The sequence below is a fragment of the Paracidovorax citrulli genome (genome assembly GCF_900100305.1).
Classification (GTDB): Bacteria; Pseudomonadota; Gammaproteobacteria; order Burkholderiales; family Burkholderiaceae_C; genus Paracidovorax; species Paracidovorax citrulli.
The window spans coordinates 85,135-108,891 of sequence record NZ_FNEY01000015.1; the positions used below are offsets into that span (position 1 = coordinate 85,135).

General features: G+C 69.1%; 25 protein-coding genes and 1 pseudogene. 19 read left to right on the plus strand and 7 right to left on the minus strand.

Annotated features, from left to right (window positions below; translation table 11 throughout):
- Positions 1-36: 36 nt before the first annotated feature.
- The 10 genes from hisF to xopO all read left to right on the plus strand — a co-directional run bounded on the left by hisF (position 37) and on the right by xopO (position 6,191).
- Positions 37-837 (plus strand): imidazole glycerol phosphate synthase subunit HisF, encoded by an 801-nt coding sequence (gene hisF / locus BLR99_RS12080; RefSeq protein ID WP_011794202.1) that lies wholly within the window; start codon positions 37-39, stop codon positions 835-837.
- Positions 838-866: 29 nt separating this feature from the next.
- A complete protein-coding gene (gene hisI, locus BLR99_RS12085; RefSeq protein ID WP_011794203.1) occupies positions 867-1,292 on the plus strand; it encodes a phosphoribosyl-AMP cyclohydrolase in 426 nt (141 codons plus the stop codon).
- Positions 1,293-1,297: 5 nt separating this feature from the next.
- Positions 1,298-1,711, plus strand: a complete 414-nt coding sequence (locus tag BLR99_RS12090) for a phosphoribosyl-ATP diphosphatase (protein WP_011794204.1) — start codon at positions 1,298-1,300, stop codon at positions 1,709-1,711.
- Between the two features lie 11 nt (positions 1,712-1,722).
- Positions 1,723-2,109, plus strand: coding sequence for a DUF4870 family protein (locus tag BLR99_RS12095; protein ID WP_011794205.1), 387 nt, complete (start codon positions 1,723-1,725; stop codon positions 2,107-2,109).
- Positions 2,102-3,139: a patatin-like phospholipase family protein gene (locus BLR99_RS12100; protein ID WP_046060440.1), complete on the plus strand. Its 1,038-nt coding sequence runs from the start codon at positions 2,102-2,104 to the stop codon at positions 3,137-3,139. Before BLR99_RS12095 ends, BLR99_RS12100 begins: the two co-directional genes overlap by 8 nt.
- 33 nt (positions 3,140-3,172) lie before the next feature.
- Positions 3,173-3,529, plus strand: coding sequence for a histidine triad nucleotide-binding protein (locus tag BLR99_RS12105; RefSeq protein ID WP_017438894.1), 357 nt, complete (start codon positions 3,173-3,175; stop codon positions 3,527-3,529).
- Between the two features lie 85 nt (positions 3,530-3,614).
- On the plus strand, positions 3,615-3,866 hold the full coding sequence (tatA, locus tag BLR99_RS12110; RefSeq protein ID WP_074687196.1) for a Sec-independent protein translocase subunit TatA: 252 nt from the start codon (positions 3,615-3,617) through the stop codon (positions 3,864-3,866).
- A 54-nt stretch (positions 3,867-3,920) separates the two neighbouring features.
- Entirely contained in the window at positions 3,921-4,415 is a 495-nt protein-coding gene (gene tatB, locus BLR99_RS12115; protein ID WP_074687198.1) for a Sec-independent protein translocase protein TatB, read from the plus strand.
- Between the two features lie 54 nt (positions 4,416-4,469).
- Positions 4,470-5,267, plus strand: coding sequence for a twin-arginine translocase subunit TatC (gene tatC / locus BLR99_RS12120; RefSeq protein ID WP_074687200.1), 798 nt, complete (start codon positions 4,470-4,472; stop codon positions 5,265-5,267).
- Between the two features lie 288 nt (positions 5,268-5,555).
- Positions 5,556-6,191 carry a XopO/AvrRps4 family type III secretion system effector gene (gene xopO, locus BLR99_RS12125; RefSeq protein ID WP_074687206.1) on the plus strand — a complete coding sequence of 212 codons (636 nt, stop codon included), beginning with the start codon at positions 5,556-5,558 and terminating at the stop codon, positions 6,189-6,191.
- A 396-nt stretch (positions 6,192-6,587) separates the two neighbouring features.
- On the opposite strand, the gene BLR99_RS12130 is transcribed toward xopO, so the two are convergent.
- Complete coding sequence (locus tag BLR99_RS12130) at positions 6,588-7,733, minus strand: trypsin-like peptidase domain-containing protein (protein WP_074687202.1); 1,146 nt, start codon at positions 7,731-7,733, stop codon at positions 6,588-6,590.
- 370 nt (positions 7,734-8,103) lie between these two features.
- Here BLR99_RS12130 and BLR99_RS12135 point away from each other — a divergent pair, with 370 nt between their 5' ends.
- From BLR99_RS12135 to BLR99_RS12145, 3 genes are all read left to right on the plus strand, one after another.
- The gene (locus tag BLR99_RS12135; RefSeq protein ID WP_011794213.1) at positions 8,104-9,432 is read left to right on the plus strand and encodes an MFS transporter; all 1,329 of its coding nucleotides are present in this window, start codon (positions 8,104-8,106) and stop codon (positions 9,430-9,432) included.
- A gap of 61 nt (positions 9,433-9,493) precedes the next feature.
- Positions 9,494-10,324: a Nif3-like dinuclear metal center hexameric protein gene (locus BLR99_RS12140; protein WP_074687204.1), complete on the plus strand. Its 831-nt coding sequence runs from the start codon at positions 9,494-9,496 to the stop codon at positions 10,322-10,324.
- 362 nt (positions 10,325-10,686) lie between these two features.
- Positions 10,687-12,276 (plus strand): hypothetical protein, encoded by a 1,590-nt coding sequence (locus BLR99_RS12145; protein ID WP_138919946.1) that lies wholly within the window; start codon positions 10,687-10,689, stop codon positions 12,274-12,276.
- Between the two features lie 7 nt (positions 12,277-12,283).
- Here the strand turns inward: BLR99_RS12145 and BLR99_RS12150 are convergent, their stop codons facing one another.
- Genes BLR99_RS12150 through BLR99_RS12165 form a run of 4 tightly spaced genes read right to left on the minus strand, consistent with a single transcriptional unit; the run spans position 12,284 to position 16,326 of the window.
- Positions 12,284-13,351, minus strand: coding sequence for a VWA domain-containing protein (locus tag BLR99_RS12150; RefSeq protein ID WP_011794216.1), 1,068 nt, complete (start codon positions 13,349-13,351; stop codon positions 12,284-12,286).
- Positions 13,352-13,396: 45 nt separating this feature from the next.
- Entirely contained in the window at positions 13,397-14,326 is a 930-nt protein-coding gene (locus tag BLR99_RS12155) for a DUF58 domain-containing protein (RefSeq protein ID WP_011794217.1), read from the minus strand.
- Positions 14,304-15,341 carry an AAA family ATPase gene (locus BLR99_RS12160; protein ID WP_011794218.1) on the minus strand — a complete coding sequence of 346 codons (1,038 nt, stop codon included), beginning with the start codon at positions 15,339-15,341 and terminating at the stop codon, positions 14,304-14,306. The genes BLR99_RS12155 and BLR99_RS12160 overlap by 23 nt, the downstream gene beginning before the upstream one ends.
- A gap of 19 nt (positions 15,342-15,360) precedes the next feature.
- Positions 15,361-16,326, minus strand: a complete 966-nt coding sequence (locus BLR99_RS12165; protein WP_011794219.1) for a S1C family serine protease — start codon at positions 16,324-16,326, stop codon at positions 15,361-15,363.
- A gap of 196 nt (positions 16,327-16,522) precedes the next feature.
- On the opposite strand from BLR99_RS12165, the gene BLR99_RS12170 reads away from it, so the two are divergent.
- From BLR99_RS12170 to BLR99_RS12195, 6 genes are all read left to right on the plus strand, one after another.
- The gene (locus BLR99_RS12170; RefSeq protein ID WP_011794220.1) at positions 16,523-17,389 is read left to right on the plus strand and encodes a TatD family hydrolase; all 867 of its coding nucleotides are present in this window, start codon (positions 16,523-16,525) and stop codon (positions 17,387-17,389) included.
- A 15-nt stretch (positions 17,390-17,404) separates the two neighbouring features.
- Positions 17,405-17,995 (plus strand): DNA-deoxyinosine glycosylase, encoded by a 591-nt coding sequence (locus tag BLR99_RS12175; RefSeq protein ID WP_011794221.1) that lies wholly within the window; start codon positions 17,405-17,407, stop codon positions 17,993-17,995.
- Complete coding sequence (locus tag BLR99_RS12180; RefSeq protein WP_011794222.1) at positions 17,996-18,760, plus strand: class I SAM-dependent methyltransferase; 765 nt, start codon at positions 17,996-17,998, stop codon at positions 18,758-18,760.
- 6 nt (positions 18,761-18,766) lie between these two features.
- Positions 18,767-20,608: a type IV pilus assembly ATPase TfpB gene (tfpB, locus tag BLR99_RS12185; protein ID WP_011794223.1), complete on the plus strand. Its 1,842-nt coding sequence runs from the start codon at positions 18,767-18,769 to the stop codon at positions 20,606-20,608.
- 169 nt (positions 20,609-20,777) lie between these two features.
- Positions 20,778-21,266 (plus strand): tripartite tricarboxylate transporter TctB family protein, encoded by a 489-nt coding sequence (locus BLR99_RS12190; RefSeq protein WP_011794224.1) that lies wholly within the window; start codon positions 20,778-20,780, stop codon positions 21,264-21,266.
- Between the two features lie 18 nt (positions 21,267-21,284).
- On the plus strand, positions 21,285-22,796 hold the full coding sequence (locus tag BLR99_RS12195) for a tripartite tricarboxylate transporter permease (protein WP_011794225.1): 1,512 nt from the start codon (positions 21,285-21,287) through the stop codon (positions 22,794-22,796).
- A 75-nt stretch (positions 22,797-22,871) separates the two neighbouring features.
- Here the strand turns inward: BLR99_RS12195 and BLR99_RS12200 are convergent, their stop codons facing one another.
- Both BLR99_RS12200 and BLR99_RS23125 read right to left on the minus strand, forming a co-directional pair.
- Positions 22,872-23,264: a hypothetical protein gene (locus tag BLR99_RS12200; protein ID WP_011794226.1), complete on the minus strand. Its 393-nt coding sequence runs from the start codon at positions 23,262-23,264 to the stop codon at positions 22,872-22,874.
- Positions 23,265-23,477: 213 nt separating this feature from the next.
- Positions 23,478-23,757 (minus strand): annotated as a pseudogene (locus BLR99_RS23125) (hypothetical protein); the annotation flags it as partial.

Consider the following 23,757-nt stretch of genomic DNA (forward strand, 5'->3'; position numbering starts at 1 on the left):
TCCTTCCTTTCCCTTTCTCTCTCGCAGGACCCGCCCATGCTGGCCAAACGCATCATTCCCTGTCTGGACGTCACCGGAGGCCGCGTCGTGAAGGGCGTGAACTTCCTGGAGCTGCGCGATGCCGGCGACCCGGTGGAGATCGCCGCGCGCTACAACGGCCAGGGTGCCGACGAGCTCACTTTCCTGGACATCACCGCCACCAGCGACGGGCGCGACCTGATCCTGCCCATCATCGAGGCCGTGGCCAGCCAGGTGTTCATCCCCCTCACGGTGGGCGGCGGCGTGCGCACCGTGGAGGACGTGCGGCGCCTGCTGAACGCGGGCGCGGACAAGACCAGTTTCAATTCCGCCGCCATCGCCAACCCGGAGGTGATCGACGCCGCCTCCGCGAAATACGGCGCGCAGTGCATCGTGGTGGCCATCGACGCCAAGCGCCGCACCCCCGAGGAGGCCGCGCGCCCCGGCCCGGACGGCGCGCCCCGCGGCGAAGGCTGGGACGTGTACAGCCATGGCGGGCGCAAGAACACCGGCCTGGACGCCGTGCAGTGGGCCGCCGAGATGGCGCGCCGCGGCGCGGGCGAGATCCTGCTCACCAGCATGGACCGGGACGGCACCAAGTCCGGCTTCGACCTGGCCCTGACCCGCGCCGTGAGCGACGCGGTGAGCGTGCCGGTGATCGCCTCGGGCGGCGTGGGCGGCCTCGACGACCTGGCCGACGGCGTGCAGCAGGGCGGGGCGGACGCGGTCCTGGCCGCCAGCATCTTCCACTATGGCGAATACACGGTGGCGCAGGCCAAGGAACGCATGGCCGCACGGGGCATTCCCGTGCGCCTCTAGGGGCATTCCCCCGGAGGACATCCTGGTTCATGCTGCAGTGCAACAAAAAAGCGGAGAATGGGGCGATGAGCTGGCTCGATGAAGTGAAATGGGATGCGCAGGGCCTCGTGCCCGTGATCGCGCAGGAAGCGGCCACGGGCGACGTGCTCATGTTCGCCTGGATGAACCGCGAGGCGCTGGCCAAAACGGCAGAACTCGGTCGCGCGGTGTATTTCAGCCGCTCGCGCGGCAGGCTGTGGTTCAAGGGCGAGGAGTCCGGCCACGTGCAGACCGTGCACGAGATCCGGCTCGATTGCGACAACGACGTGGTGCTGCTCAAGGTGACCCAGCTGGGCCACGAGCCCGGCATCGCCTGCCACACCGGCCGGCACAGCTGCTTCTTCAGCGTGCTGAAGGACGGCGCCTGGCAGGCCGTCGATCCGGTCTTGAAAGACCCCGAATCCATCTACAAGTGACAGCGATGACCCACGATTCCCTTTCGCCCGTGGCCGCCCCGGCCGTGCATTCCGGCGACGCGCTCGCCCGGCTCGCCGCCGTGATCGAGAGCCGCAAGCCCGCCAACGGCGGCGACGCCGACAAGAGCTACGTCGCGCGCCTGCTGCACAAGGGCCCGGACGCCTTCCTCAAGAAGATCGGCGAAGAGGCCACCGAGGTGGTCATGGCCGCCAAGGACGTGGACCACGGCGCGGACGCCTCCAAGCTCGTTTACGAGGTGGCCGACCTCTGGTTCCACTCCATGATCGCCCTGGCGCACTACGGCCTGGCGCCCGCCGACGTGGTGGCCGAGCTGGAGCGCCGCGAAGGCACCAGCGGCATCGAGGAAAAGGCGCTGCGCAAGTCGCTGCAGCGCGCCGCCGAGGAAGCCCAACCCTGAGGACCATCCCCATGAGCCGCAACGACATCACCGACATCGAGACCGACCAGCGTGCCGATTCCCTGAAGACCGTCGGCTGGGTGAGCTACATCCTGCACCTCATCGTGGCCGTGGGCGCCGTCATCCCGGGCGCGCAGCCCGGCGCGGCGCTGCTGATCATCGCCCTCGTCATCGACCTGGTGAAGAAAACCGATGCCGAGGGCACGTGGCAGGCCTCGCACTTTTCCTGGCGCATCCGCACCGTGATCTGGGCCGGCGTGCTGTACGTGCTCACGGCGCCGCTGTGGATATTGATCTTCCCCGGCTGGATCGCCTGGGGCCTGATCTCCATCTGGTTCCTCTACCGCATCGTGCGCGGCATGGTCGCCATGAACAAGGGCCAGGCCATCGATGTCTGAACGGGCTGCGCCGGCGCCGGGCTCGGTGCCCCTCAACCTCGCCCTGCAGGGCGGCGGATCGCACGGCGCGCTCACCTGGGGCGTGCTGGACGCGCTGCTGGAAGACGGCCGCTTCCACTTCGAGGGCATCAGCGGCACCAGCGCCGGCGCGATGAACGCGGTGACGCTGGCCCACGGCTTCGCCCAGGCCGCCCACCAGAACCCCGGACTGCGCGGCGAGGCGCTCCACGAGCGCGGCTGCGCCATGGCGCGCGAGGCCCTGACGCGGCTCTGGGAGGGCGTGGGCGCCATGGGCAGCCAGATGTGGGGCGTGCCGCTCGCCTCCTCGCCCCTCATGGGCATGATGTCGCAGTGGCTGTCGCCCTACCAGACCAATCCGCTGGACATCAACCCGCTGCGCCGGCTGCTGGAGCGCGAGGTCGATTTCGACGTATTGCGCGACGCGCCCGGGCCGCGAGTCTTCGTCTGCGCCACCAACGTGCGCACCGGCCGCGGCGTGATCTTCTCGGGCCAGCGCCTGAGCGCCGACGCGGTCATGGCCTCGGCCTGCCTGCCGCTGCTCTTCAAGGCGGTGCAGATCGAGGGCGAGCACTACTGGGACGGCGGCTACTCCGGCAACCCCGCGCTGCACCCGCTGATCTACAAGACGCGCTGCGCCGACATCCTGCTGGTGCAGATCAACCCCATCGAGCACACCGAACTGCCCGACAGCGCCGCCGACATCATGGAGCGCATGAACGAGGTCACCTTCAACGCCGGCCTGCTGGCCGAGATGCGCGCCATCGAGTTCGTGCGGCGCCTGCTGGCCGAGGGCAAGCTGGACGCGCAGCGCTACAAGAGCGTGCGCATGCACCGCATCGATGGCGGCTCCGTGCTGGCCGAGTTCGGCGCCTCCAGCAAGCTGCGCGCCGACCTGCCGTTCGTGCGCCAGCTCTTCGCGCTGGGCCGCGCGGCCGGGCAGGACTGGATCGCCCGCCACCACGGGGACGTCGGGGTGCGGCCCACGGTGAACATCGCCGACAATGCCTGACGCGTTTCCCGACCCGATTCCCTTTCCCACGCCATGCACGATCCCGACTGCCTCTTCTGCAAGATCATCGCCGGCCGGATTCCCTCGCGGAAGGTCTATGAGGACGACGAAGTCTTCGCCTTCCACGACATCCACCCCGGCGCGCCCGTCCACTTCCTCATGGTGCCCAAGCAGCACGTGCATTCCATGGCCGGCGTGACCGACGCCCATGCCGGCGTGCTGGGCCGCATGATGGTGCTGGCGCCCAAGCTGGCGCTGGAGCAGGGCTGCAATCCCTATCCGGACGGCGGATTCCGCATCGTGGTAAATACCGGTACTGAGGGTGGCCAGGAAGTGCACCACCTCCATCTGCACGTGATGGGCGGTCCCCGCCCCTGGCTGAAGGGCTGAAACCGCCCCCGGCGGCGGTCAGGGATATGAAACTTCCGTGACTTGCGCCGAGTCTAGAATGGGCCGTATTCGTTAGGAGATTTCCATGGGTTCCTTTTCCATCTGGCACTGGCTGATCGTGCTGCTCATCGTGGTGATGGTGTTCGGCACGAAGAAGCTCAAGAACATCGGCTCCGACCTCGGCGGTGCCGTGAAGGGCTTCAAGGACGGCATGAAGGACGGCAGCACGCCCGAGGGCACGCCCGCCTCCACGCCCCCCGCCGGGCAGGTGACGAACCAGCAGGCGCACGCCGCCGACCCGGGCACGATCGACGTCGAGGCCAAGCACAAGGGCTGACCGCTCCTGTCTCCCGTCCCCCTGTTTCCCTGCTGACCCGTCCTCCCGCCTTCCATGATCGACATCGGCCTCTCCAAGATGGCGCTGATCGGCGCCGTGGCGCTCATCGTCATCGGCCCCGAGAAGCTGCCCCGCGTCGCGCGCACCGTAGGCACCCTGCTGGGCAAGGCGCAGCGCTACGTGGCCGACGTGAAGGCCGAGGTCAACCGCTCCATGGAGCTGGACGAGCTGCGCAAGATGAAAGACACGGTGGAGACCGCCGCGCGCGACGTCCACCACAGCTTCCAGACCCACGCGAGCGAATTCCAGAAGGACTGGGAATCCGGCACCTCCGACGCGGCCGCAGCCGGCCACGACGGCGCCCTGGATCCCGCCGCCCTCGAGGGACCATCGTCCCGCATCGTTCCGACCTACAAGCACCCCGGCAAGAACTGGCGCCTCAAGCGCAGTGCCACCCCGCAGTGGTACAAGGCGCGCGCCGGCGTGCGCACCAAGGCCCAGTCGGGCGCGGCGCGCGTCGCGCGCTTCCGGCCCCGCAAGTTCCAGTGATGGCCCGCTGACGGCCGCGTCCGCGCGGCCCCGCGCGGGCCGCCCACCTCCACCATGTCCGAAAAACCCTCCCTCGAAGACGAGCTGGCCGGTACCGAGCAGCCCTTCGTCGCGCACCTCATGGAGCTGCGCGACCGCCTCATCAAGGCCGTCGTCGCCGTCGGCATCGTCGGGGTCGTGCTCTTCTTCTATCCCGGGCCGGGCCGGCTCTACGACCTGCTCGCCGCCCCCCTGGTGGCGCACCTGCCCGCGGGCGCGACGCTGATCGCCACCTCGGTGATCTCGCCCTTCATGGTGCCGATCAAGATCCTGCTGATGTCGGCCTTCCTGATCGCCCTGCCCGTGGTGCTCTACCAGGTCTGGGCCTTCGTGGCGCCGGGCCTGTACTCGCACGAGAAGAAGCTCGTGCTGCCCCTGGTCGTCTCCAGCACCGTGCTGTTCTTCGCCGGCGTGGCGTTCTGCTACTTCTTCGTGTTCGGGCAGGTGTTCAGCTTCATCCAGAGCTTCGCGCCCAAGAGCATCACCGCCGCGCCGGACATCGAAGCCTACCTGAGCTTCGTGCTCACCATGTTCCTGGCCTTCGGCCTGGCCTTCGAGGTGCCCGTGGTCGTCGTCGTGCTGGCGCGCATGGGCATCGTGGACGTGGCCAAGCTCAAGAGCTTCCGCGGCTACTTCATCGTCGTCGCCTTCATCATCGCCGCCGTCGTCACCCCGCCGGACGTGGTGTCCCAGCTCGCGCTGGCCGTGCCCATGTGCCTGCTGTACGAACTGGGCATCTGGGCGGCGCAGATCTTCATCCGGCACACGCAGGCGCCGGAGGATGCGGCGGAGCAGCGGGAGCCGTCGGCCTGAGGGTTGCCTGCACCCATCCTCTGCAGGCCACGGAATCACAGAAGCAGAACACCCGTTTGCGTCTGCTGGCGGACTACCGCTGCTCCATCTGCGCGGAAAGTTAGTGGTGTGGGCCCGGGGTGAAGTTGCTATTCACCCGGTGACCCCTGTGCGCGAAACACTGATCCGCTGTTCTTGATTTCAAATCTGATGCGATTCGGAATGGTGGAAAAATCTTCGCTCTTCGTTCACTGAAATTTCCATATTGGAATGATACTGAAGGTAGTCATTCAATCAATGAAATCCTTCATGATCAATACTTCCATCAAAACAACTGGCAACCATAAAATCTACTCGTCTTCTACCCAAGAGCCACAACGCCATGCACCGCAAGCAGACGCAGGTTCTGCTTCCAAACTGATCCATCCTGCATTGCAGGGTCTGCCATCGATCCCGCACGGGGGGGCAACCCCACGGCAGGCGCTGGTCAACTCACCGCTTGCCGAGCATGCACGGCGCAGCGAGGCTTTCAAGGCACAACGCCAAGCTATTGCCATGCAACCCGGTCCGTCCAACCACCCGCACCTCATTGCCCTCGACAAGCTCGAGGCGCGTGGATTCGAGCCGGCAGCCGGGGGGATAAAAATTCCTCTTACGCCCAATTCGCTTCCCGGTGGTGGCAAGCGAGTCCAGACAGTTGGCACTTCATCGCGGGATGTCCATGTTGTTCCTGCCGGAATTGCTCCGCAACTTAGGGAAGCCATACAAGATAAGCAATTGATGATTCAGACGCTGACTCAAGAACTGGCACAAGCAGAAGAGGAGGGTAATCCAGCTGAAATAGCACAGAACCAGCGACTGTTGGCCCAAGCTCGTCAAGATTTGGCTGGGTACATGAGGCAAGCCGCTGTATACGGAGAAGAGAGTCGTCGGATTAACCGTTGAATTTGAAGGAGTCCTGACCTGACCACTGCAGCCTTTTCCATCATTGGGGAAGGGTTTGCAGTGCACCCAGGTCATTGATTCTGCATTGACGACAGGTGGCTTTCTTTATTCTCTTGTAGCAGGTATCTTTCCAGTGCTTCTGGACTTCACGCATCGCGGTAGTTTCGTCGCCAGTGACGGTTATCCCGGGCTTGAGCCAAGGTTTCCCTTGTAGATACATGGCACCAGCAGATTCAGCGCGATGTCGATCCGCTCGCGGAGGAAATCATCAGTGACGGCCGGCGCTTGGTGCTCCGGGCGTCGATTCGCCGCTCCGTGCGTTTTCGGCCCCTCGCGTCGAACATCGCGCTTCTGCTTCTATTAGAGAGTCAACGACGAAACTACAGATGAATCCCCTCACCGCCGCTGCCCCCTCTGCTGCGGCCGCGTCCCCGGCACCACATTCAACTCCAGCTGCGCATCCCCCCGCTGCAGCTGGAACGCCGCCGGCTCGCCCGGCTTCAGGGCCGCGACGGCGCTGAGCAGGGCCGAGACGTTGTCGGTGGGCTTGTCGCCCACGCGCACGATCACGTCGCCGGGGCGGATGCCGGCGCGGGCGGCGGGGCCGTCCTGCAGGACGCCGGTGATGATGACGCCCTCGGTGGCGCGCACGCCGAAGGTGGCGGCGAGTTCGGGCGAGAGTTCGTTGGGTTCCACGCCGATCCAGCCGCGGGTGACCTGGCCGTCCTTGACGATGCCGTCGAGCACGAGCTTGGCGGTGGAGACGGGGATGGCGAAGCCGATGCCCATGCTGCCGCCGGAGCGGGAGTAGATGGCGGTGTTGATGCCCATCAGATTGCCGTTGATGTCCACCAGCGCGCCGCCGGAGTTGCCGGGGTTGATGGCGGCGTCGGTCTGGATGAAGTTCTCGAAGGTGTTGATGCCGAGCTGGCTGCGGCCCAGGGCGCTGACGATGCCGCTGGTGACGGTCTGGCCGACGCCGAAGGGGTTGCCGATGGCGAGCACCTGGTCGCCCACGGAGAGCTGGTCGGAGTTGCCCAGCACCATGGCGGGCAGCTTGTCGAGGTCCACCTTCAGGATGGCGAGGTCGGTGTCCGGGTCGGTGCCGATCACGGTGGCGCGGGTGCGGCGGCTGTCGGCCAGGGTGACCTCGATCTCGTCCGCGCCTTCCACGACGTGGTTGTTGGTGAGGATGTAGCCGTCCGGGCTCACGATCACGCCGCTGCCCAGTCCGGTCTGCGTCTGCTGTGCGCCCTGGTCGCCGAAGAAGAACTGGAACCAGGGGTCGTTGCTGCGCGGGTTGCGCACGGCCTTGCTGGTGTTGATGCTGACGACGGCCGGCGCCGCCTTGCGCACGGCCGCGCTGAAGCTGCCTGCCGCGGGCTGGGAGGAGGGGGCGGGCGGGGCCTCGATGAGCGAGATGCCGGCGCTGCTGCGCGTGGCGCCGCGCCGGATCCAGTCCGGTTGCAGGGTGGCGACGACGAAGTAGGCGGCGACGAACACGGTCACGGCCTGGGAAAACAGCAGCCAGAAGCGCTTCATGGTGACAGGTGGGGCGGCAAAGGCCCACATTGTCGCCACTTTGCGCGGCCGTGGCCGTGGGAGGAGATGCCGAGGGCGAAAGCGGGGCCATTCGGACGCCTGGGAGAGCCCCTTTGGGGGAAACCCTAAAATCGGGGCATGGCCGCTACCCGCGGCCTTTTGCTTTCGTTTTTTTCCTTTTCTTTCTTTTCTTTTTCTTCCAGCCCCGGCCCCGTGCCCGGCCGCCCGCACTCCACCCCCGCGGCCGGCCCTGCATTCCGCGCCACCCCCGCCACGCTCCGCTCCGGTCCGGCGGCCGCAAGAGAAAGCCCGGGCGCCGCCGCATGCATGGCCGAGTCCGGGCCGCACCCGTGCATTTCCGGACCACGCCATGACTTCCTCTTCTTCCGCTGCCGCGAGCGCCGACGCCGCGCAGCCCCATCGCCCGCTCACGCGCAGCGACTACAAGACCCTGGGCCTTTCCGCGCTGGGCGGCACGCTCGAGTTCTACGATTTCGTCATCTACGTGTTCTTCGCCACGGTGGTGAGCGGCCTGTTCTTCCCGGCCGACATGCCCGACTGGCTGCGCCAGCTGCAGACGTTCGGCATCTTCGCGGCGGGCTACCTGGCCCGGCCGATCGGCGGCATCGTGATCGCCCACTTCGGCGACAAGCTGGGCCGCAAGCGCATGTTCAGCCTGTCGATCTTCCTGATGGCGGTGCCGACGCTGGTGATCGGCCTGCTGCCCACCTACGCGAGCATCGGCGTGGCGGCGCCGCTGCTGCTGCTGGCGATGCGCGTGCTGCAGGGCGCGGCCATCGGCGGCGAGATGCCCGGGGCCTGGGTGTTCGTGGCCGAACACGTGCCGAAGAACCGCTACGGCCTGGGCGTGGGCACGCTGACGGCCGGCATCACGGGCGGCATCCTGCTGGGCTCGCTGGTGGCGATCGCCATCAACCGCACGTACACGCCCGCCGAGGTGCAGGGCTTCGCCTGGCGCATTCCGTTCATCCTCGGCGGCGTGTTCGGCCTGGTGTCGGTGTACCTGCGCCGCTTCCTGCACGAGACGCCGGTGTTCCAGGAGCTGGCCGCGCGCCGCGCCGTGGCGCGCGAATTGCCGCTCAAGACCATCTTCCGCGACCACAAGGGCGCGATGCTGCTGGTGGCGCTGATGACCTGGGTGCTCTCCACCGCCGTGGTGGTGGTGGTGCTGATCACGCCGTCGTACCTGCAGAAGGTGTTCCACCTGCCCGCCACGCTGGCCCTGGAGGCCAACGCCGTGGCCACGCTCACGCTGACCATCGGCTGCGTGGTGATGGGCTGGGCCACCGACCGCTTCGGCACCCGCGCAGTGATGCTGGCGGGCTGGGGCGGCCTGTTCCTGACCTCGTACCTGTTCTACCTGGGCCTGCCCGGCACGCCGGAGACGCTGGTGCGCAACTATGCGCTGGTGGGCTTTTTCGTGGGCTCGATCGCGCTGCTGCCGATCGTGGGCGTGCGCGCCTTCCCGCCGGACGTGCGCTTCTCGGGCCTTTCGTTCTCCTACAACATGGCCTATGCGGTGTTCGGCGGCATCACGCCGGTGCTGCTGACGGTGTGGATGCAGCGCGACCCGATGGCGCCCGCGCACTACGTGGCGGCCATGGGGCTGCTGGGCTTCGTGCTGGGCTTCGTACCGCTGGCCTCGCGCGGCTGGCAGCCTGCGCCCGCGCGGGCCTGAACGGGCCCGATGAGGGCGGGCGGCGCCGTTTTCGGGCGCAGGCCCTGCCACAATGCCGTGCATGACGGACCCAGCTACCTTCCCTTCCACGGATGACTCCACCGCCGGGGTGTCCCGGCAGGCGCTGCTCGCGGCGTTCGACGACCTGCTGCAGCCGGCCCGCTTCAAGGATTACGGGCCGAACGGCCTGCAGGTGGAGGGCCGCGAGCGCATCCGCCGCATCGTGAGCGGCGTGACGGCGAGCCGCGCGCTGATCGACGCGGCCATCGCGGACGGGGCGGATGCGGTGTTCGTGCACCACGGCCTGTTCTGGCGCGGCCAGGACGGGCGGGTGACGGGCTGGATGAAGCAGCGCCTGCAGCGGCTGCTGGCCCACGACATCAACCTCTTCGCCTACCACCTGCCGCTGGACGCGCACCCGGAGCTGGGCAACAACGCCCGGCTGGGCCGCGTGCTGGGCTTCGCGCCGGCCGACGTGCGCTTCGGCGAGCAGGACCTGGGTTTCTGCGCGCCGGCCGACATCGCGGATGCGGCCACGCTCGCCGCGCGGGTGGAGGCGGCGCTGGGCCGGCCGGTGACCCTGGTCGCGCCCGGGGACGCCGGGCCGGGCCGGCCGATCCGCCGCGTGGCCTGGTGCACGGGCGGCGCGCAGGGATTCTTCGAGGGCGCGATCGCGGCCGGGGCCGATGCCTTCATCACGGGCGAGATTTCCGAGCCGCAGGCGCACCTGGCGCGGGAGACGGGCGTGGCCTTCCTCGCGGCGGGCCACCATGCGACCGAGCGCTACGGCGCGCCCGCGGCGGCCGCGCACGTGGCGGCGGCGCTGGGCATCGAGCACCGCTTCATCGAGATCGACAACCCGGCGTGGACGCGGCGACGGCCGCACTCTTGACCGTGCGGCGCGATCGGCGGGAAGGGGGCGGCCGTGGTGCGGGAGTTCGGACCGCTGCGCCGGCATTCGCGCGCGAACTGCCGGAACGCGCTGCCGTGGGCACCATCGGGGAAAAGAATTTCCGATCCCGAACCATGATGCATTCCAGCGCCTGCGCCCGTTCCGGCAGGCAGCCACCTTCTTCCCCGGCCCAGCCCGCCGCCGTGCACGAAACATCGACAACCGATCGGCCCCTGTCCCTTGCGGGACGGCCGGGAGCGCCCGGCTTTTCATCGGCCGAGGCCCTGGCGGGCGGTATCAGGGCGAGGGCCCGCTCCACGCCTGCTCCGGCGGAGCAGGCCATCCGCCCGAGAAGCCATGCGATGGCATCGACCAGGGGGCATGCCGCGGGCTTGCCTCCGGAGCCTGCGGCCGATCCATCGACAGTGAAAACCAGGGGCGGACCCGATAGCGCGCTGAACGGGTTCCTGTCAGGCATGAAGGAGGGCGATAAGGCGCTGTTCGTGGTGGGCGGGGGCACTGCTGCCCTGACCTATCTGTCCACGGTGGATCTCGACAGTCGCTTCACCCATGTGGTGGTGGTCGGCGACCAGGGTTACTGGAACCGGGTCGGGCACAGGCTCGCCCAGCCGCACCACATCCTGGCGTTGCCGCACGAGGATAGCGCGGGGTTCGTCGATCCTGGCCGGCATGACGCCCTGCGCCGCATACTTCCCCACGACGACCGGTCGGCTTATGTGCACTCCCGCGACTACCAGGCCCGGCTGGCGCGACTCGGGCAATACACGCGCGGGCTGCTGGAGAGCCAGGGCCGGAAGGTGCTTTTCGCTGGCGGGGTTTCCGTCGGGAAGATCACGAAGAGCGACGGGGCGGGCTACCGCATCGCGACGAATGCAGCCGGGCCGGCCGTAGTGGGCCACAAGGTGGTGATCGCGACCGGAGCCGCGCCTGCGCGAAGCCTGGCGAATCACCTGCTGCCGGACAAGTCCACGAGGGATCTTCCCCACATCCTCGGCTATGACGACATCCTGGCTCCGGGCGCGGCCGAGCGCATCCAGGGCAAGAGCGTCATGGTCTATGGCGGAGGTCCGACGGCCGCATGGGCCATGGAGGTCGCGAAAGGCCATGCGGGGTCGTCCATGTGGGTGGCGAGAAACGGCTTCGGGGTGGCGGAAGCGGCCGGCCCGCGGGTGGGGGCGATCATCGAAGGCAGCCGCGATTGCCAGATCCGGGGCGAGATCGAAGCCATCCGGCCCCTGGGTTCCGGCGAAGCCGGCGGGGAGCCAAGGCTTCGTGTGGTCGTGGCGAGCGAGACATCCGGGAAGGCCGTGGAAAGGAAATCGGTGGATGTCGATTACCTTGTGAATTCCATCGGGCAGGATGCCTATGCCCCGGGCGGGCTCCATGACGTGTTGTCCGCTGACATCAAGGCTGAACTGCAGCCGATTCCCGATCGCAACCGGGTTTCCGGCGTGCCGGGCACGATGCTGGGCTTCGGAACGGAAACGGGCGATCTGCAGATCATCGGCGCCGCTGCGGCGTCTTACCAGGACGCCAGCCGCGGACTGAAACCGGGCCGCCTGGCCAGCGAGACGCTGCCCAGGAGCGGGAAGATCGGCATCACGATCGGTGGGGTGGTGGCATCGGTGGCGGCGCTCACCGATTACATGCCGATGCGGCAGAACCCGGCGACGGGCGAGATGAAGGTGACCGGGCTGAATCTGCATGTGATGAATGCGACCCAGCTGGCGGTCTATCTCACGGGCGCCTATCCGGATGCTCCGGCGGAAAGGATCAACACCACGGTGGAGCAGTACCTGGCGGCGCGCTCCTGCACGGAATTCGGATTGCCGGACGTGGAACTGCAGGCTTTCATGGAGGCGCGCCTCGGCCCCCTGCCACGCATCGAAGGCATTGCTGCGGAGCCCGGAGCCCGATCTTCCGCGGCATGACGGGCCCCTACAGCACCCGCCCGAACCACCACAGCGACAGCAGGCCGGCCAGCACCAGCAGGGCCGCTCCCGCGAGCGCGAGCAGGGCGGAGATTTCGGTCTCCTTCTTCTCCACGGTGAGGCGCGAGCTGAGGGTTTCGTACACCTTCTTCAGGTCCGCCGCGGTGGCGGCGTGGAAGTATTCGGCGTTGGTGCGCTGCGCCACGGCCTTGAGGGTGTCTTCGTCGAGGCGCACGCGCATCGACCAGCCCTCGAAACCGATGGTTTCGCCGGCCACGGTGCCCACGCCCACGGTATAGACGCGCACGCCGCGGTCGGCGGCCCATTGCGCGGCCTCCATGGGATCGACGCCGGTGGTGCGCTGGCCGTCGGTGAGCATGATGATGGCGGCCGAGGTGTAGGAGCCCGGTGCGACGGGCGCGGGCCGGTCGGCGCCCTTGCCGTTGCCGCCGCGGTGCGGCGGGCGGCCGATCTCGTCCATGGACTGCGGGCGCGGCATGGCCTGGCGGCCGCCGAGCGCGGAGACATCGATGCCGGTGTCGGGGAACAGGGTGGCGAGCGACAGCAGGATGCCGTTGCCCGTGGCCGTGCCGCGCTGCAGCTGGAAGCTGTCGATGGCCCTGAAGAGGTCTTCGTGGTTCTGCGTGGGCAGCTGGGCGAGCTGGGCGCTGCCCGCGAAGGCCACGATGCCCACGCGCACGTGGCGCGGCAGGTCGGCGATGAAGGCCTTGGCGGCGTCCTGGGCGGCGGTGAGGCGGTCGGGGTGCACGTCGGCGGCGCGCATGCTGCCCGAGACGTCCATGGCCAGCATGATGGTCTGCTGCTGCGAGGGCAGGGTGAGCACCGCCAGCGGCCGCGCGGCCGCGACCAGCAGCGCCGCGAGCCCGAGCAGGAAGAGCAGCGGCGGCACGTGGCGCCGCCAGCGGGTGCGTGCTCCCTGGGCTTCGCGCGCCAGGGCCAGGGCGGGGTAGTGCAGCACGGCGGAGCGGCGGCGGCGCAGCAGCCAGACGTAGAGCACCACCAGCACGGGCAGCGCGAGCAGCAGCCAGAGAAGGTCGGGCCAGAGAAAAACCATGGGCGGCTCCTTCCTTGTCGTTCGTTGGTCCGGCGCGTCCGGCGATCAGGCGCGCACGCGCCGGCGGGACCGCACGGGCTGGCCGCGCAGTTCCATGAAGCGCACCAGCGCGTCGAGCAGGTCGTCGTCGGTGGCGAGTTCGAGCGTGTCCGCGCCCGCGCGCGCCAGGGCCGAGCGCAACGCGGCTTCGCGCCCGGCGGCGAGGCGGGCGAAGCGCTGGCGGAAGGCGCGGTCGCGCGTGTCCACCGTCAACTGCTCTCCGGTCTCGGGATCGCGCAGGTGCAGCACGCCCACGTCGGGCAGCGCCATCTCCAGCGGGTCGAACAGGCGCACGGCGACCACGTCGTGGCGCTGCGCTAACTGCGCGAGGGGCTTCTCCCAGCCGGGGGCCGAGAGGAAGTCCGATACCACGAACACCGCCGAGCGCCGCCGCAGCACGGGCGCGGCCGATTGCAGCAGCCGGTGCAGCTCGGTGGCGCCGGGCGGAGAGGACGCGGGCGGGCCCGCGGGCGCCAGCGCATCGATGAGGCGCAGCACATGGGTGCGGCCGGTGCGCGGCGGCAGCACGGTGGCGGGGATGCCCTGGCCGAAGAGCAGGGCGCCCACGCGGTTGCCGTGGCGCGTGAGCAGCCGCCCGAGCACGGCGACGAAGCCGGTGAGCCGGTCGCGCTTGGTCTGCCCCGGCGGCCCGAAATCCACCGAGGGGCTGAGGTCGAGCAGGAACCAGGCGGCCATCTCGCGGTCTTCGGAAAAGACGCGCACATGGGGCGTGCCGAGCCGCGCGGTGACGTTCCAGTCGATGTGCCGCACGTCGTCGTGCGCCTGGTATTCGCGCAGGTCGGCCAGGTCCACGCCGGCGCCGCGCAGCAGCGTGCGGTAATCGCCCTGCAGCAGCCCGTCGAGGCGGCGCAGCACGGTCCATTCGAGCCGGCGCAGCAGGCGGTCCGCGGCGTCAGGCCCGCTGCGCGGCGGCATGGAGCACCTCGTTCTGGGCATCGTGCGCGAGCGGGCGGGCCGGCGCGGGCAGCCGTGCCATGAGCTGGGCGATGAGGGCGTCGGCATCGAGCCCGTCGGACAGCGCCTCGTACGAGAGCGTGATGCGGTGGCGCAGCACGTCGGGCGCGAGGTCGGCCATGTCCTCGGGCAGCACGTAGCCGCGGCCGCGCAGCATGGCCAGGGCGCGGGCGCCCTCGGCCAGGTGGATGGTGGCGCGCGGGCTGGCGCCGCAGGCGATGCGCGGTTCGAGTTCGGGCAGGCCGTACTGCGCGGGCGCGCGCGTGGCGGCCACGAGGCGCACGGCGTACTGCAGCAGGGAGGGATCGACGTACACGCGCCGGCATTCGGCCTGCAGCGCGGCGAGCTGCTCCGTGGTGGCCACGGAGGCCACCTGCACGGGCTCGGCGAGGGCGCGCTGGGCGATGACGAACTCTTCCTCCTCGGTGGGATAGCCGATGAGCACCTTCATCATGAAGCGGTCCACCTGGGCCTCCGGGAGCTGGTAGGTGCCCTCGGTCTCGATCGGGTTCTGCGTGGCCATGACGAGGAAGGGGCGCGGCAGCGTGTGCGTCTCGCCCGCGATGGTGACCTGCCGCTCCTGCATCACCTCCAGCAGCGCGCTCTGCACCTTGGCGGGCGCGCGGTTGATCTCGTCGGCCAGCAGCAGGTGGGTGAACACCGGCCCGAGCGTGGTGGCGAATTCGCCCGTGCGCTGGTGGTACATGCGCGTGCCGACGAGGTCGGCGGGCACGAGGTCGGGCGTGAACTGGATGCGCTTGAAGGTACCGCGCACGGTGCCCGCCAGCGTCTTCACGGTGAGGGTCTTGGCCAGGCCCGGCACGCCTTCGACCAGCAGGTGGCCCTGCGCGAGCATGGCGACCATCACGCGCTCCAGGAAGCGGTCCTGGCCGACCACCACGCGCTTGACCTCGTAGAGGATCTGCTCCATCAGCGTGGCGGTGGCGGCGGCCGTCGGGGGCGGGGTGATGTCCATGGAGGCTCCTTGCGAAAGGTCAGAACGGTGGCGAGCCCGCGGCCTCGGCGGCGTTCTCGATGGGTACGGCGAAGCCGATGCCGATGAAGGTGCGCGCGGGCGTGGGGTTGAGGATGGCGGTGACGATGCCCACGACCTCGCCGTCGAGCGTGACGAGCGGGCCGCCGGAATTGCCGGGGTTGGCGGCGGCGTCGAACTGGATGAGGTTGCGCATCTCCTGTTTGCCCTGGGGCGAATCGAATTCGCGCTGCAGGCCCGAGATCACGCCGGCCGAGACCGAGGGCCCGATGCCGAAGGGAAAGCCGATGGCGACCACGCCGTCGCCGGGCTTGAGGCCCTGCGTGGAGCGCAGCGGCGCGGCCTGCAGGTCGTCCGGCACGCGGCGTGCCTGCAGCACGGCGAGGTCGTTCGCGGGCTGGGCGCCGGTCAGGGAGGCGTCGCTTTCGGAGCCGTCGGCGAAGGTGACCTGGATGCGCGCCGCGCCCCGCACCACATGCAGGTTGGTGAGGATCACGCCCTTGTCCACGATCACGATGCCGGTGCCCACGCCGCGCTCTTCCTCCTGGACCTTGCCCTTGCCTTTCTTCGTCCGGGCGAAGCCGGCGACGCGCACCACCGACGGGGCCACGGCCTCGGCGGCGCGTGCGGCGGCCGAGGGCAGGGGCTGGGTGGAGAGGGTGTGCAGCACGGCCGCGTCGATGTCCTGCTGGGTGATGCGCGGCGCCGGCGGCGGCATGCGCCAGGCCAGCCAGCCGAAGCCGGCCAACAACACGGTCGCCAGCACGGCCGCCGGCGCGCCGCCGAGCCAGCGCCGCGAGGGACGGGCACGGGATGGGCCGGCAGCGCCTGCAGGTCCGGCGCTGCCGGGAGCCGCGGCCGCAGGACCGGCCGGCGGCGGGTCCGCGGACCCGTCCGGGAAAGGATATGGCGGGGAGGCCGCGGCCGGCGCGCGGCGGGAGCTGCTGTAGCGGGCGGGCCTGGGCATGCGGTCACCTCGGGTCAGGGGGCCCGCGCGCGGCGTCGTGCGCCGGGCAGGCGGTTCCCGGCGACGGTAGCACGGAACCGCCCGCCGCGCATGTGTCCGCGTGTTTCAGGGCGGGGGCCAGGCGGCCTGGCGGCTTGCGCGGGACGCCGGAGCCGGCCGACGTGCGCGCCGCCCATGGTGCTGGCATGCTCGGGGGATGGAGACCTGGATCGATACCCACTGCCACCTCGACGAGTTCGAAGCCCATGCGGGCCGGGACTACCTGGACAGGGTGCGCGCGGACGCGGCGCGGGCCGGTGTCGCGCATTGCGTGCTGCCCGCGGTGGAGCGGGGCAACCTGGACGCCGTGCGCACGCTGGCGCACCGCCACGGCGACAGCTATGCCCTGGGTATCCACCCGCTTTTCACGGGCCGGGCGGACGATGGCGATCTCGGTGTGCTGGCGCGGGCGCTGGAGCAGCATGCGGCGGACCCGCGCCTCGTGGCCGTGGGCGAGATCGGGCTCGACTTCTTCGTGAAGGACCTGGACCCGGCGCGGCAGGAGCATTTCTTCCGCGAGCAGCTGCGGCTCGCGCGGCGCAGCCGCCTGCCCGTGATCCTGCACACCCGGCGGTCGGTGGACAAGGTGCTCAAGGGCCTGCGCGACGTGGGTGCCGAGGGGGGCATCGCCCATGCGTTCAACGGCAGCCTGCAGCAGGCGCGCGCCTTCATCGACCTGGGGTTCAAGCTCGGCTTCGGCGGGGCGGTGACCTTCGACCGCGCGCTGCAGCTGCGCCGGCTGGCGGCGGAGCTGCCGCTGGAGGCGATCGTGCTGGAGACCGACGCGCCGGACATCCCGCCGCACTGGCTCTACGTGACGGCCGCCGAGCGGGCGGCGGGCGCGGCCCCGGCGCGCAACACGCCGGGCGAGCTGCCGCGCATCGCGCAGGTGGTGGCGGAGCTGCGCGGCATGCCGGTGGAGGCGCTGGCCCGGGCCGCGCACGCGAATTCCCTGGCGGCGCTGCCGCGGCTGGCGGGGCTGCTGCCGGCGACTGCGCAGGCCCGCCGCACGACCGCCGAATAGCTACCATAGGCTCGCATGCCCCGTTCGTCCCGTTTGCCCGATAGCCCCCCCGCCGACCCGCGGCCCGCCGCGCCTGTACGCCTGGTGGGGCTGGCGCCGGTCGTCTCGGAGCGCACGGTGGTGCTGGTGCTGGGCAGCTTCCCGGGCGTGGCGTCGCTGCGCGCGGGCCAGTACTACGGCCATCCGCAGAACCATTTCTGGCCGATCCTGCAGGCGCTCTGGCCACGGCATCCGCTGCCCGGGCGGGACCGCTATGCGGAGCGCTGCGCCTGGCTGCTGGACCGCGGCCTGGGGCTCTGGGACGTATATGCCGCCTGCGAGCGCGAAGGCAGCCTGGACACCAGCATCCGCAACGCCGCCGTGAACGATTTCGCGGCGCTGCGCTCGCGTTGCCCGAGGCTGGCGGCCATCGCCCACAATGGCGGCGAAAGCTTCAAGCATGCGCGTGCCGTGCGCACCGCGCTGCAGCTGCCCGCCGGGCTGCAGGACGGCCCGGTGCCCTCGCTGCGCCTGCCCTCCACCAGCCCCGCGAACGCGTCGTGGAGCTTCGAGCGCAAGCGCGCCGCCTGGGCCGCGGCCTTCGCCCCCTTTGGATTGATGGACTGAATGACCACCCGCAAGAAAGCCGCAGCCGCCGAGCTGCCCGAAGTCAGTGTTTCCGATGACGGCGACGTGCGCCACCTGCACCTGGGCACGCCCTGGATCCAGGGCTCCATGCGCATCGACGATCCCTTCGACATCGAACTGGAGTACGTGCAGCGCATGATGGCCTGGCTGCTGTTCGTCGAGCCCGCCAGCGTGGGCAAGCGGCATGCGATGCAGCTGGGCCTGGGCGCGGGTGCGATCACCAAGTTCTGCCACAAGAAGCTGCGCATGTGCTGCACGGCGATCGAGCTGAACCCACAGGTGCTGGCCGTGTGCCGCGCGTGGTTCAAGCTGCCGCCCGACGGGCCGAAGCTGCGCGTGGTGCTGGCCGATGCCGCGCAGGAGATCCGCAAGCCCGAGTGGCACGGCACGGTCGATGCGCTGGCGGTGGACCTGTACGACCACGAGGCCGCGGCGCCGGTGCTCGACAGCGCGGAGTTCTACGCCGACTGCCGGGCGCTGCTCACCGAAGACGGCGCGATGACCGTGAACCTCTTCGGCCGCTCCTCCAGCTACGAGCGCAGCCTCGCGCGCATGGCCGAGGCCTTCGGCGCCGACGCGCTCTGGGCCTTCAAGCCCACGCGCGAGGGCAACACGGTGGTGCTGGCCCAGCGCACGCCCTTGCGGCCGCGCCGCGCGGACCTGCTGGCCCGCGCCGATGCGGTGCAGGCGCGGTGGGACCTGCCCGCGGCGAAGTGGCCGCGCGTGTTCAAGCCGGTGGAGTGACGCGCGATGAGCCGCAGCCTGCCTCCTACCCTCCATGACGCCGCCGGGCCCGCGGCGCCGGCCGGCTTCGCGGGCCCCCTCGAGTGGCGGCGCATCGTCGAGTGGCTGCGCGCCGACGGCGTGATCTCGCAGGAGGAGGCCGCGCGCACCATCGCGCGCTGCTCGCAGGCCGAGAGCCGGCAGCATCCGCTGGTGCGGCTGGCCAGCGTGGCGATGGCGCGCGCGAGCGACGGCAGGCCGCTGGACCTGGAGAGCCTGACCGAATACCTGGCCGGCCGCAGCGGCCTGGCCTACCTGCGCATCGATCCGCTCAAGGTGGACGTGGGCCGCGTGGCCGACATGATGAGCGCGAGCTACGCGGAGCGGCACCGGGTGCTGCCCGTGCAGGTCACGCCGCGCGAGATCGTGGTGGCCACGGCCGAGCCGTTCGTGGACGACTGGGTGGCCGAGGTGGAACGCCAGTCGCGCCGCGCCGTGCGCCGCGTGGTCGCCAACCCGCAGGACATCCACCGCTACACGGCGGAGTTCTTCGCGCTGGCCAAATCGGTGAAGGCGGCGCAGAAAGCCGGCGGCGCGAGCGCGGGCAGCAGCTTCGAGCAGCTGGTGGAGCTGGGCCGCAGCAACAAGCAGCTGGACGCGAACGACCAGGGCGTGGTCAAGGTGGTGGACTGGCTCTGGCAGTACGCCTTCGACCAGCGCGCGAGCGACATCCACCTGGAGCCGCGGCGCGAGCAGGGCGTGATCCGCTTCCGGATCGACGGGGTGCTGCATCCGGTCTACCAGATGCCCATGGGCGTGCTGAACGCCATGGTGTCGCGCGTGAAGCTGCTGGGCCGCATGGACGTGGTCGAGAAGCGCCGCCCGCAGGACGGCCGCATCAAGACCCGCAACCCGCGCGGCGACGAGGTGGAAATGCGCCTCTCGACCCTGCCCACGGCCTTCGGCGAGAAGATGGTGATGCGGATATTCGACCCGGACAACACCGTCAAGGACCTGGACGCGCTGGGCTTCTCTCCGCACGACGCGCAGCGCTGGGAAGCGCTGGTGCAGCGTCCGCACGGCATCATCCTGGTCACCGGGCCCACGGGCTCGGGCAAGACCACCACGCTCTACTCCACGCTCAAGCGCCTGGCCACCGAAGAGGTGAACGTGAGCACGGTGGAGGACCCGATCGAGATGATCGAGCCGAGCTTCAACCAGACGCAGGTGCAGCCGCAACTCGATTTCAGCTTCGCGGAAGGCCTGCGCGCGCTCATGCGGCAGGACCCGGACATCCTGATGGTGGGCGAGATCCGCGACCTGGAGACGGCGGACATGGCCGTGCAGGCCGCGCTCACGGGCCACCTGGTGTTCTCCACGCTGCACACCAACGACGCCCCCTCGGCCATCAGCCGGCTGATGGAACTGGGCGTGCCGCCCTATCTCATCAACGCCACGCTGCTGGGCGTGCTCGCGCAGCGGCTGGTGCGCACGCTCTGCCGGCAGTGCCGCCAGCGCGACGAGGCGGCCGGCATCGAACGCCTGGCCGAGGTGGTGCGGCCCTGGAAGATCACCGGCGGCTACCACCCCTACCGGCCGGTGGGCTGCGTGGAATGCCGCATGACGGGCTTCCACGGCCGCATGGGGCTCTACGAGCTGCTCACCGTGAGCGAGGCTCTGAAGGAGCGCATCACCCAGTCGCCCTCCATCGATGCGCTGCGGCGCCAGGCGCTGCAGGACGGCATGCGCCCGCTGCGGCTGGCCGGCGCGCTGCGCGTGGCCGAAGGCGTGACCACCCTGGAGGAGGTCATCGCCGCAACGCCGCCGCTGGAGTCACGTGACCGGGCGGGCCCGCCGTCCGCGTCCTGAATCCGTTTTCCGCCAGTCGAAAAACTGGAAAATGCCCGGCGCGCCGTGCCGGCATTTTCGCTGTGCGCGTTGCGGTTTTCCCTAGGTGCAGGGTAGGTGGTATCCACATCGATCGGGCAGGGGACGTGATTGCACAATCGCCCGTCAACTTCGTGTAAGGAGTCGTTTCGTGAAAATAAAGAGCCAGAAAGACTTTTTCTCCGGCCTCATGTTCATGGGGGTCGGGGTCGCTTTCGCGGTCGGTGCCACCAACTACAGCGTCGGGACCGGCGCGCGCATGGGTCCGGGCTATTTCCCCCTGATCCTGGGAATCCTGCTCGCGATCCTGGGCGCGGCCATCACGTTCTACGCCACCGTGGTGGAGAGTGCCGATGGGGACAGGATCGGCAAGTGGGCCTGGAAGCCGCTGTTCTTCATCCTCGCTTCCAACTTCGCGTTCGGCGTGCTGCTCGCCGGCCTGCCGACCTTCGGCGTGCCGGCCATGGGCCTGATCGTCGCCATCTACGCGCTCGTGTTCATCGCGAGCCTGGCGGGCGAAAAATTCAACGCCAAGGAAACTTTCATTCTCGCCACCATCCTGGCGGTGGGCAGCTACGTGGCTTTCGTGTGGGCGCTGAAACTGCAGTTCCCCGTGTGGCCCAGTTTCATTTCGGGTTGAGCGGGAGCATCGATAACCATGGAATTGTTCGACAACCTGGCGACCGGCTTCGGCGTCGCCTTCACCTTCCAGAACCTCATCTACTGCCTGATCGGCTGTATTCTGGGGACGCTGATCGGCGTGCTGCCCGGCATCGGGCCCGTGGCCACCATCGCCATGCTGCTGCCTGCCACCTACGCGCTGCCACCCGTGGCCGCGCTGATCATGCTGGCCGGCATCTACTACGGCGCGCAGTACGGCGGATCGACCACCGCGATTCTCGTGAACCTGCCGGGCGAGTCATCCTCGGTGGTGACGGTGATCGACGGCTACCAGATGGCGCGCAAGGGCCGCGCGGGTCCGGCGCTCGCCGCCGCCGGCATGGGCTCGTTCTTCGCGGGCTGCGTGGGCACGCTGATCCTGGCCGCCTTCGCGCCGCCGCTGACCGAAGTGGCATTCAAGTTCGGCCCCGCCGAATACTTCTCGCTGATGGTGCTGGGCCTGATCGGCGCTGTGGTGCTGGCCTCGGGCTCGCTGCTCAAGGCCGTTGCGATGATCGTGCTGGGCCTGCTGCTGGGCCTCGTGGGCACCGACGTGAACTCGGGCGTGGCCCGCTACAGCTTCGACATTCCCGAGCTGACCGACGGCATCAACTTCGTCGTGATCGCCATGGGTGTGTTCGGCTACGGTGAAATCATCGCCAACCTCTCCAAGCCCGAGGAAGACCGCGAGGTGTTCACGGCCAAGGTGCAGGGCCTGTTCCCCACCAAGGAAGATTTCAAGCGCATGTTCCCCGCCGTGCTGCGCGGCACGGCCCTGGGCTCGGCGCTGGGCATCCTGCCGGGCGGCGGCGCGCTGCTGTCGGCCTTCGCGGCCTACACGATCGAGAAAAAGACCAAGCTGCGTCCGGGCGAAGTGCCCTTCGGCAAGGGCAACATCCGCGGCGTGGCTGCTCCCGAAGCGGCCAACAACGCCGGCGCGCAGACCTCGTTCATCCCGCTGCTGACGCTGGGCATCCCGCCCAACGCCGTGATGGCGCTGATGGTGGGCGCGATGACGATCCACAACATCCAGCCCGGCCCGCAGGTGATGACCAGCAACCCCGAACTGTTCTGGGGCCTGATCGCCTCGATGTGGCTCGGCAACGCGATGCTGATCATCCTGAACCTGCCGCTCATCGGCATGTGGATCAAGCTGCTCACGGTGCCCTACCGCTGGCTGTTCCCCTCCATCGTGCTGTTCTGCGCGGTGGGCGTGTACGGCACGAACAACAACACGTTCGACGTGTGGCTGGTCGGCATCTTCGGCTTCATCGGCTACATCTTCCACAAGCTGGGCACCGAGCCGGCGCCGCTGCTGCTGGGCTTCATCCTGGGCCCGATGATGGAAGAGAACCTGCGCCGCGCCCTGCTGCTGTCGCGCGGCGACTGGAGCGTGTTCGTCACGCGTCCGATCTCCGCCGGCCTGCTCGCCGCCGCCGTGCTGCTGCTCGTCATCGTGCTGCTGCCGGCCGTGAGCAAGAAGCGCGAGGAAGCCTTCGTCGAGGACTGACCCGCCCAGGGCACATCCCCTTCCACGATTGGGAAAGACGGCACCTTCGGGTGCCGTTTTTCTTGGGCGGGCGAGTCAGGGCATGACCGCGGAATCGGGCAGGGGCGGGCAGCCGGTGCATTCGGGAGGGATGTTCTCGAAGACCACGTCTCTTCCGATGCGGACCTTGTTCATGGGGGGATTCAGGTACCAGTACAACTGGCCGTTGATCCACAGGTCCACGACGGCGCTTTCTCCGAGGAGAGCCGGTGGTTCGATCCGGTACAGACGGATGACGTGCGGATAGCGCATGTCCCAATGCGCCATCCGCTGGAGCCAGGAGGCTTCGTAGTAATCGAGCCGATAGACGTGCCGCGGGCTGTAGTGGCTTCTTTGGTATTCAGGGGTGGCGAGACTGCGGAGGGTGATCCCAACCACTGCAATGCCGAGGAGCAGGGCAGCTACCTTGAATCGACGGGTGGTGGTCATGGGAGCGGACGTGCTGGTTCCAGAGGTTGAGGCCCGTTTCATCTCCACGGCATGCGTTGCCTTGGAGGGTGAATGCGATGGGCAAGACCTCTCCGGGACAGTTCAGGGCATCACTGCTGAGTCGGGCAGCGGTGGGCAGCCCGCGCATTCCGACGGAACATTCTCGAAAACGACGTCGCGGCCCGGAGCATGTCAAGGTAGTTGTCGCGTCGATCAAGCAGCCCGAGGCTGCGTATTCGATGCGGTCGCCGCGGCATTGGAGATGCCGTCGCGCTCAGGGTTGAGCGTGACCGATTGGACCGGCGCCCAGTTGCGGGTGCTGCCCGACCAGCGCGCGGGGTTGCGCTGTCGGGCCTGGGTGTAAAGGTGATGGCGAGCCTGCAGGATGGCCTGGTCCTGCCCGGCATGGCGCTGCGTCGGCGTGACGTAGCCGATCGCGCTGTGGCGGTGCTCGCAGTTGTACCAATGCACGAAGCCGCTGGCCCACTGGCGT

What these genes read in the sequence shown, in the direction of transcription:
- BLR99_RS12180 (WP_011794222.1), top strand. Translation starts at nt 17,996, where the DNA reads ATGACCACCCGCAAGAAAGCCGCAGCCGCCGAGCTGCCCGAAGTCAGT.
- BLR99_RS12170 (WP_011794220.1), top strand. Translation starts at nt 16,523, where the DNA reads ATGGAGACCTGGATCGATACCCACTGCCACCTCGACGAGTTCGAAGCC.
- BLR99_RS12175 (WP_011794221.1), top strand. Translation starts at nt 17,405, where the DNA reads ATGCCCCGTTCGTCCCGTTTGCCCGATAGCCCCCCCGCCGACCCGCGG.
- BLR99_RS12100 (WP_046060440.1), top strand. Translation starts at nt 2,102, where the DNA reads ATGTCTGAACGGGCTGCGCCGGCGCCGGGCTCGGTGCCCCTCAACCTC.
- BLR99_RS12155 (WP_011794217.1), bottom strand. Translation starts at nt 14,326, where the DNA reads ATGCCGCCGCGCAGCGGGCCTGACGCCGCGGACCGCCTGCTGCGCCGG.
- tatA (WP_074687196.1), top strand. Translation starts at nt 3,615, where the DNA reads ATGGGTTCCTTTTCCATCTGGCACTGGCTGATCGTGCTGCTCATCGTG.
- tatB (WP_074687198.1), top strand. Translation starts at nt 3,921, where the DNA reads ATGATCGACATCGGCCTCTCCAAGATGGCGCTGATCGGCGCCGTGGCG.
- BLR99_RS12095 (WP_011794205.1), top strand. Translation starts at nt 1,723, where the DNA reads ATGAGCCGCAACGACATCACCGACATCGAGACCGACCAGCGTGCCGAT.
- tfpB (WP_011794223.1), top strand. Translation starts at nt 18,767, where the DNA reads ATGAGCCGCAGCCTGCCTCCTACCCTCCATGACGCCGCCGGGCCCGCG.
- BLR99_RS12160 (WP_011794218.1), bottom strand. Translation starts at nt 15,341, where the DNA reads ATGGACATCACCCCGCCCCCGACGGCCGCCGCCACCGCCACGCTGATG.
- hisF (WP_011794202.1), top strand. Translation starts at nt 37, where the DNA reads ATGCTGGCCAAACGCATCATTCCCTGTCTGGACGTCACCGGAGGCCGC.
- xopO (WP_074687206.1), top strand. Translation starts at nt 5,556, where the DNA reads ATGATCAATACTTCCATCAAAACAACTGGCAACCATAAAATCTACTCG.
- BLR99_RS12145 (WP_138919946.1), top strand. Translation starts at nt 10,687, where the DNA reads ATGGCATCGACCAGGGGGCATGCCGCGGGCTTGCCTCCGGAGCCTGCG.
- BLR99_RS12105 (WP_017438894.1), top strand. Translation starts at nt 3,173, where the DNA reads ATGCACGATCCCGACTGCCTCTTCTGCAAGATCATCGCCGGCCGGATT.
- BLR99_RS12135 (WP_011794213.1), top strand. Translation starts at nt 8,104, where the DNA reads ATGACTTCCTCTTCTTCCGCTGCCGCGAGCGCCGACGCCGCGCAGCCC.
- BLR99_RS12090 (WP_011794204.1), top strand. Translation starts at nt 1,298, where the DNA reads ATGACCCACGATTCCCTTTCGCCCGTGGCCGCCCCGGCCGTGCATTCC.
- BLR99_RS12150 (WP_011794216.1), bottom strand. Translation starts at nt 13,351, where the DNA reads ATGGTTTTTCTCTGGCCCGACCTTCTCTGGCTGCTGCTCGCGCTGCCC.
- BLR99_RS12195 (WP_011794225.1), top strand. Translation starts at nt 21,285, where the DNA reads ATGGAATTGTTCGACAACCTGGCGACCGGCTTCGGCGTCGCCTTCACC.
- BLR99_RS12140 (WP_074687204.1), top strand. Translation starts at nt 9,494, where the DNA reads ATGACGGACCCAGCTACCTTCCCTTCCACGGATGACTCCACCGCCGGG.
- BLR99_RS12165 (WP_011794219.1), bottom strand. Translation starts at nt 16,326, where the DNA reads ATGCCCAGGCCCGCCCGCTACAGCAGCTCCCGCCGCGCGCCGGCCGCG.
- hisI (WP_011794203.1), top strand. Translation starts at nt 867, where the DNA reads ATGCTGCAGTGCAACAAAAAAGCGGAGAATGGGGCGATGAGCTGGCTC.
- BLR99_RS12130 (WP_074687202.1), bottom strand. Translation starts at nt 7,733, where the DNA reads ATGAAGCGCTTCTGGCTGCTGTTTTCCCAGGCCGTGACCGTGTTCGTC.
- BLR99_RS12200 (WP_011794226.1), bottom strand. Translation starts at nt 23,264, where the DNA reads ATGACCACCACCCGTCGATTCAAGGTAGCTGCCCTGCTCCTCGGCATT.
- tatC (WP_074687200.1), top strand. Translation starts at nt 4,470, where the DNA reads ATGTCCGAAAAACCCTCCCTCGAAGACGAGCTGGCCGGTACCGAGCAG.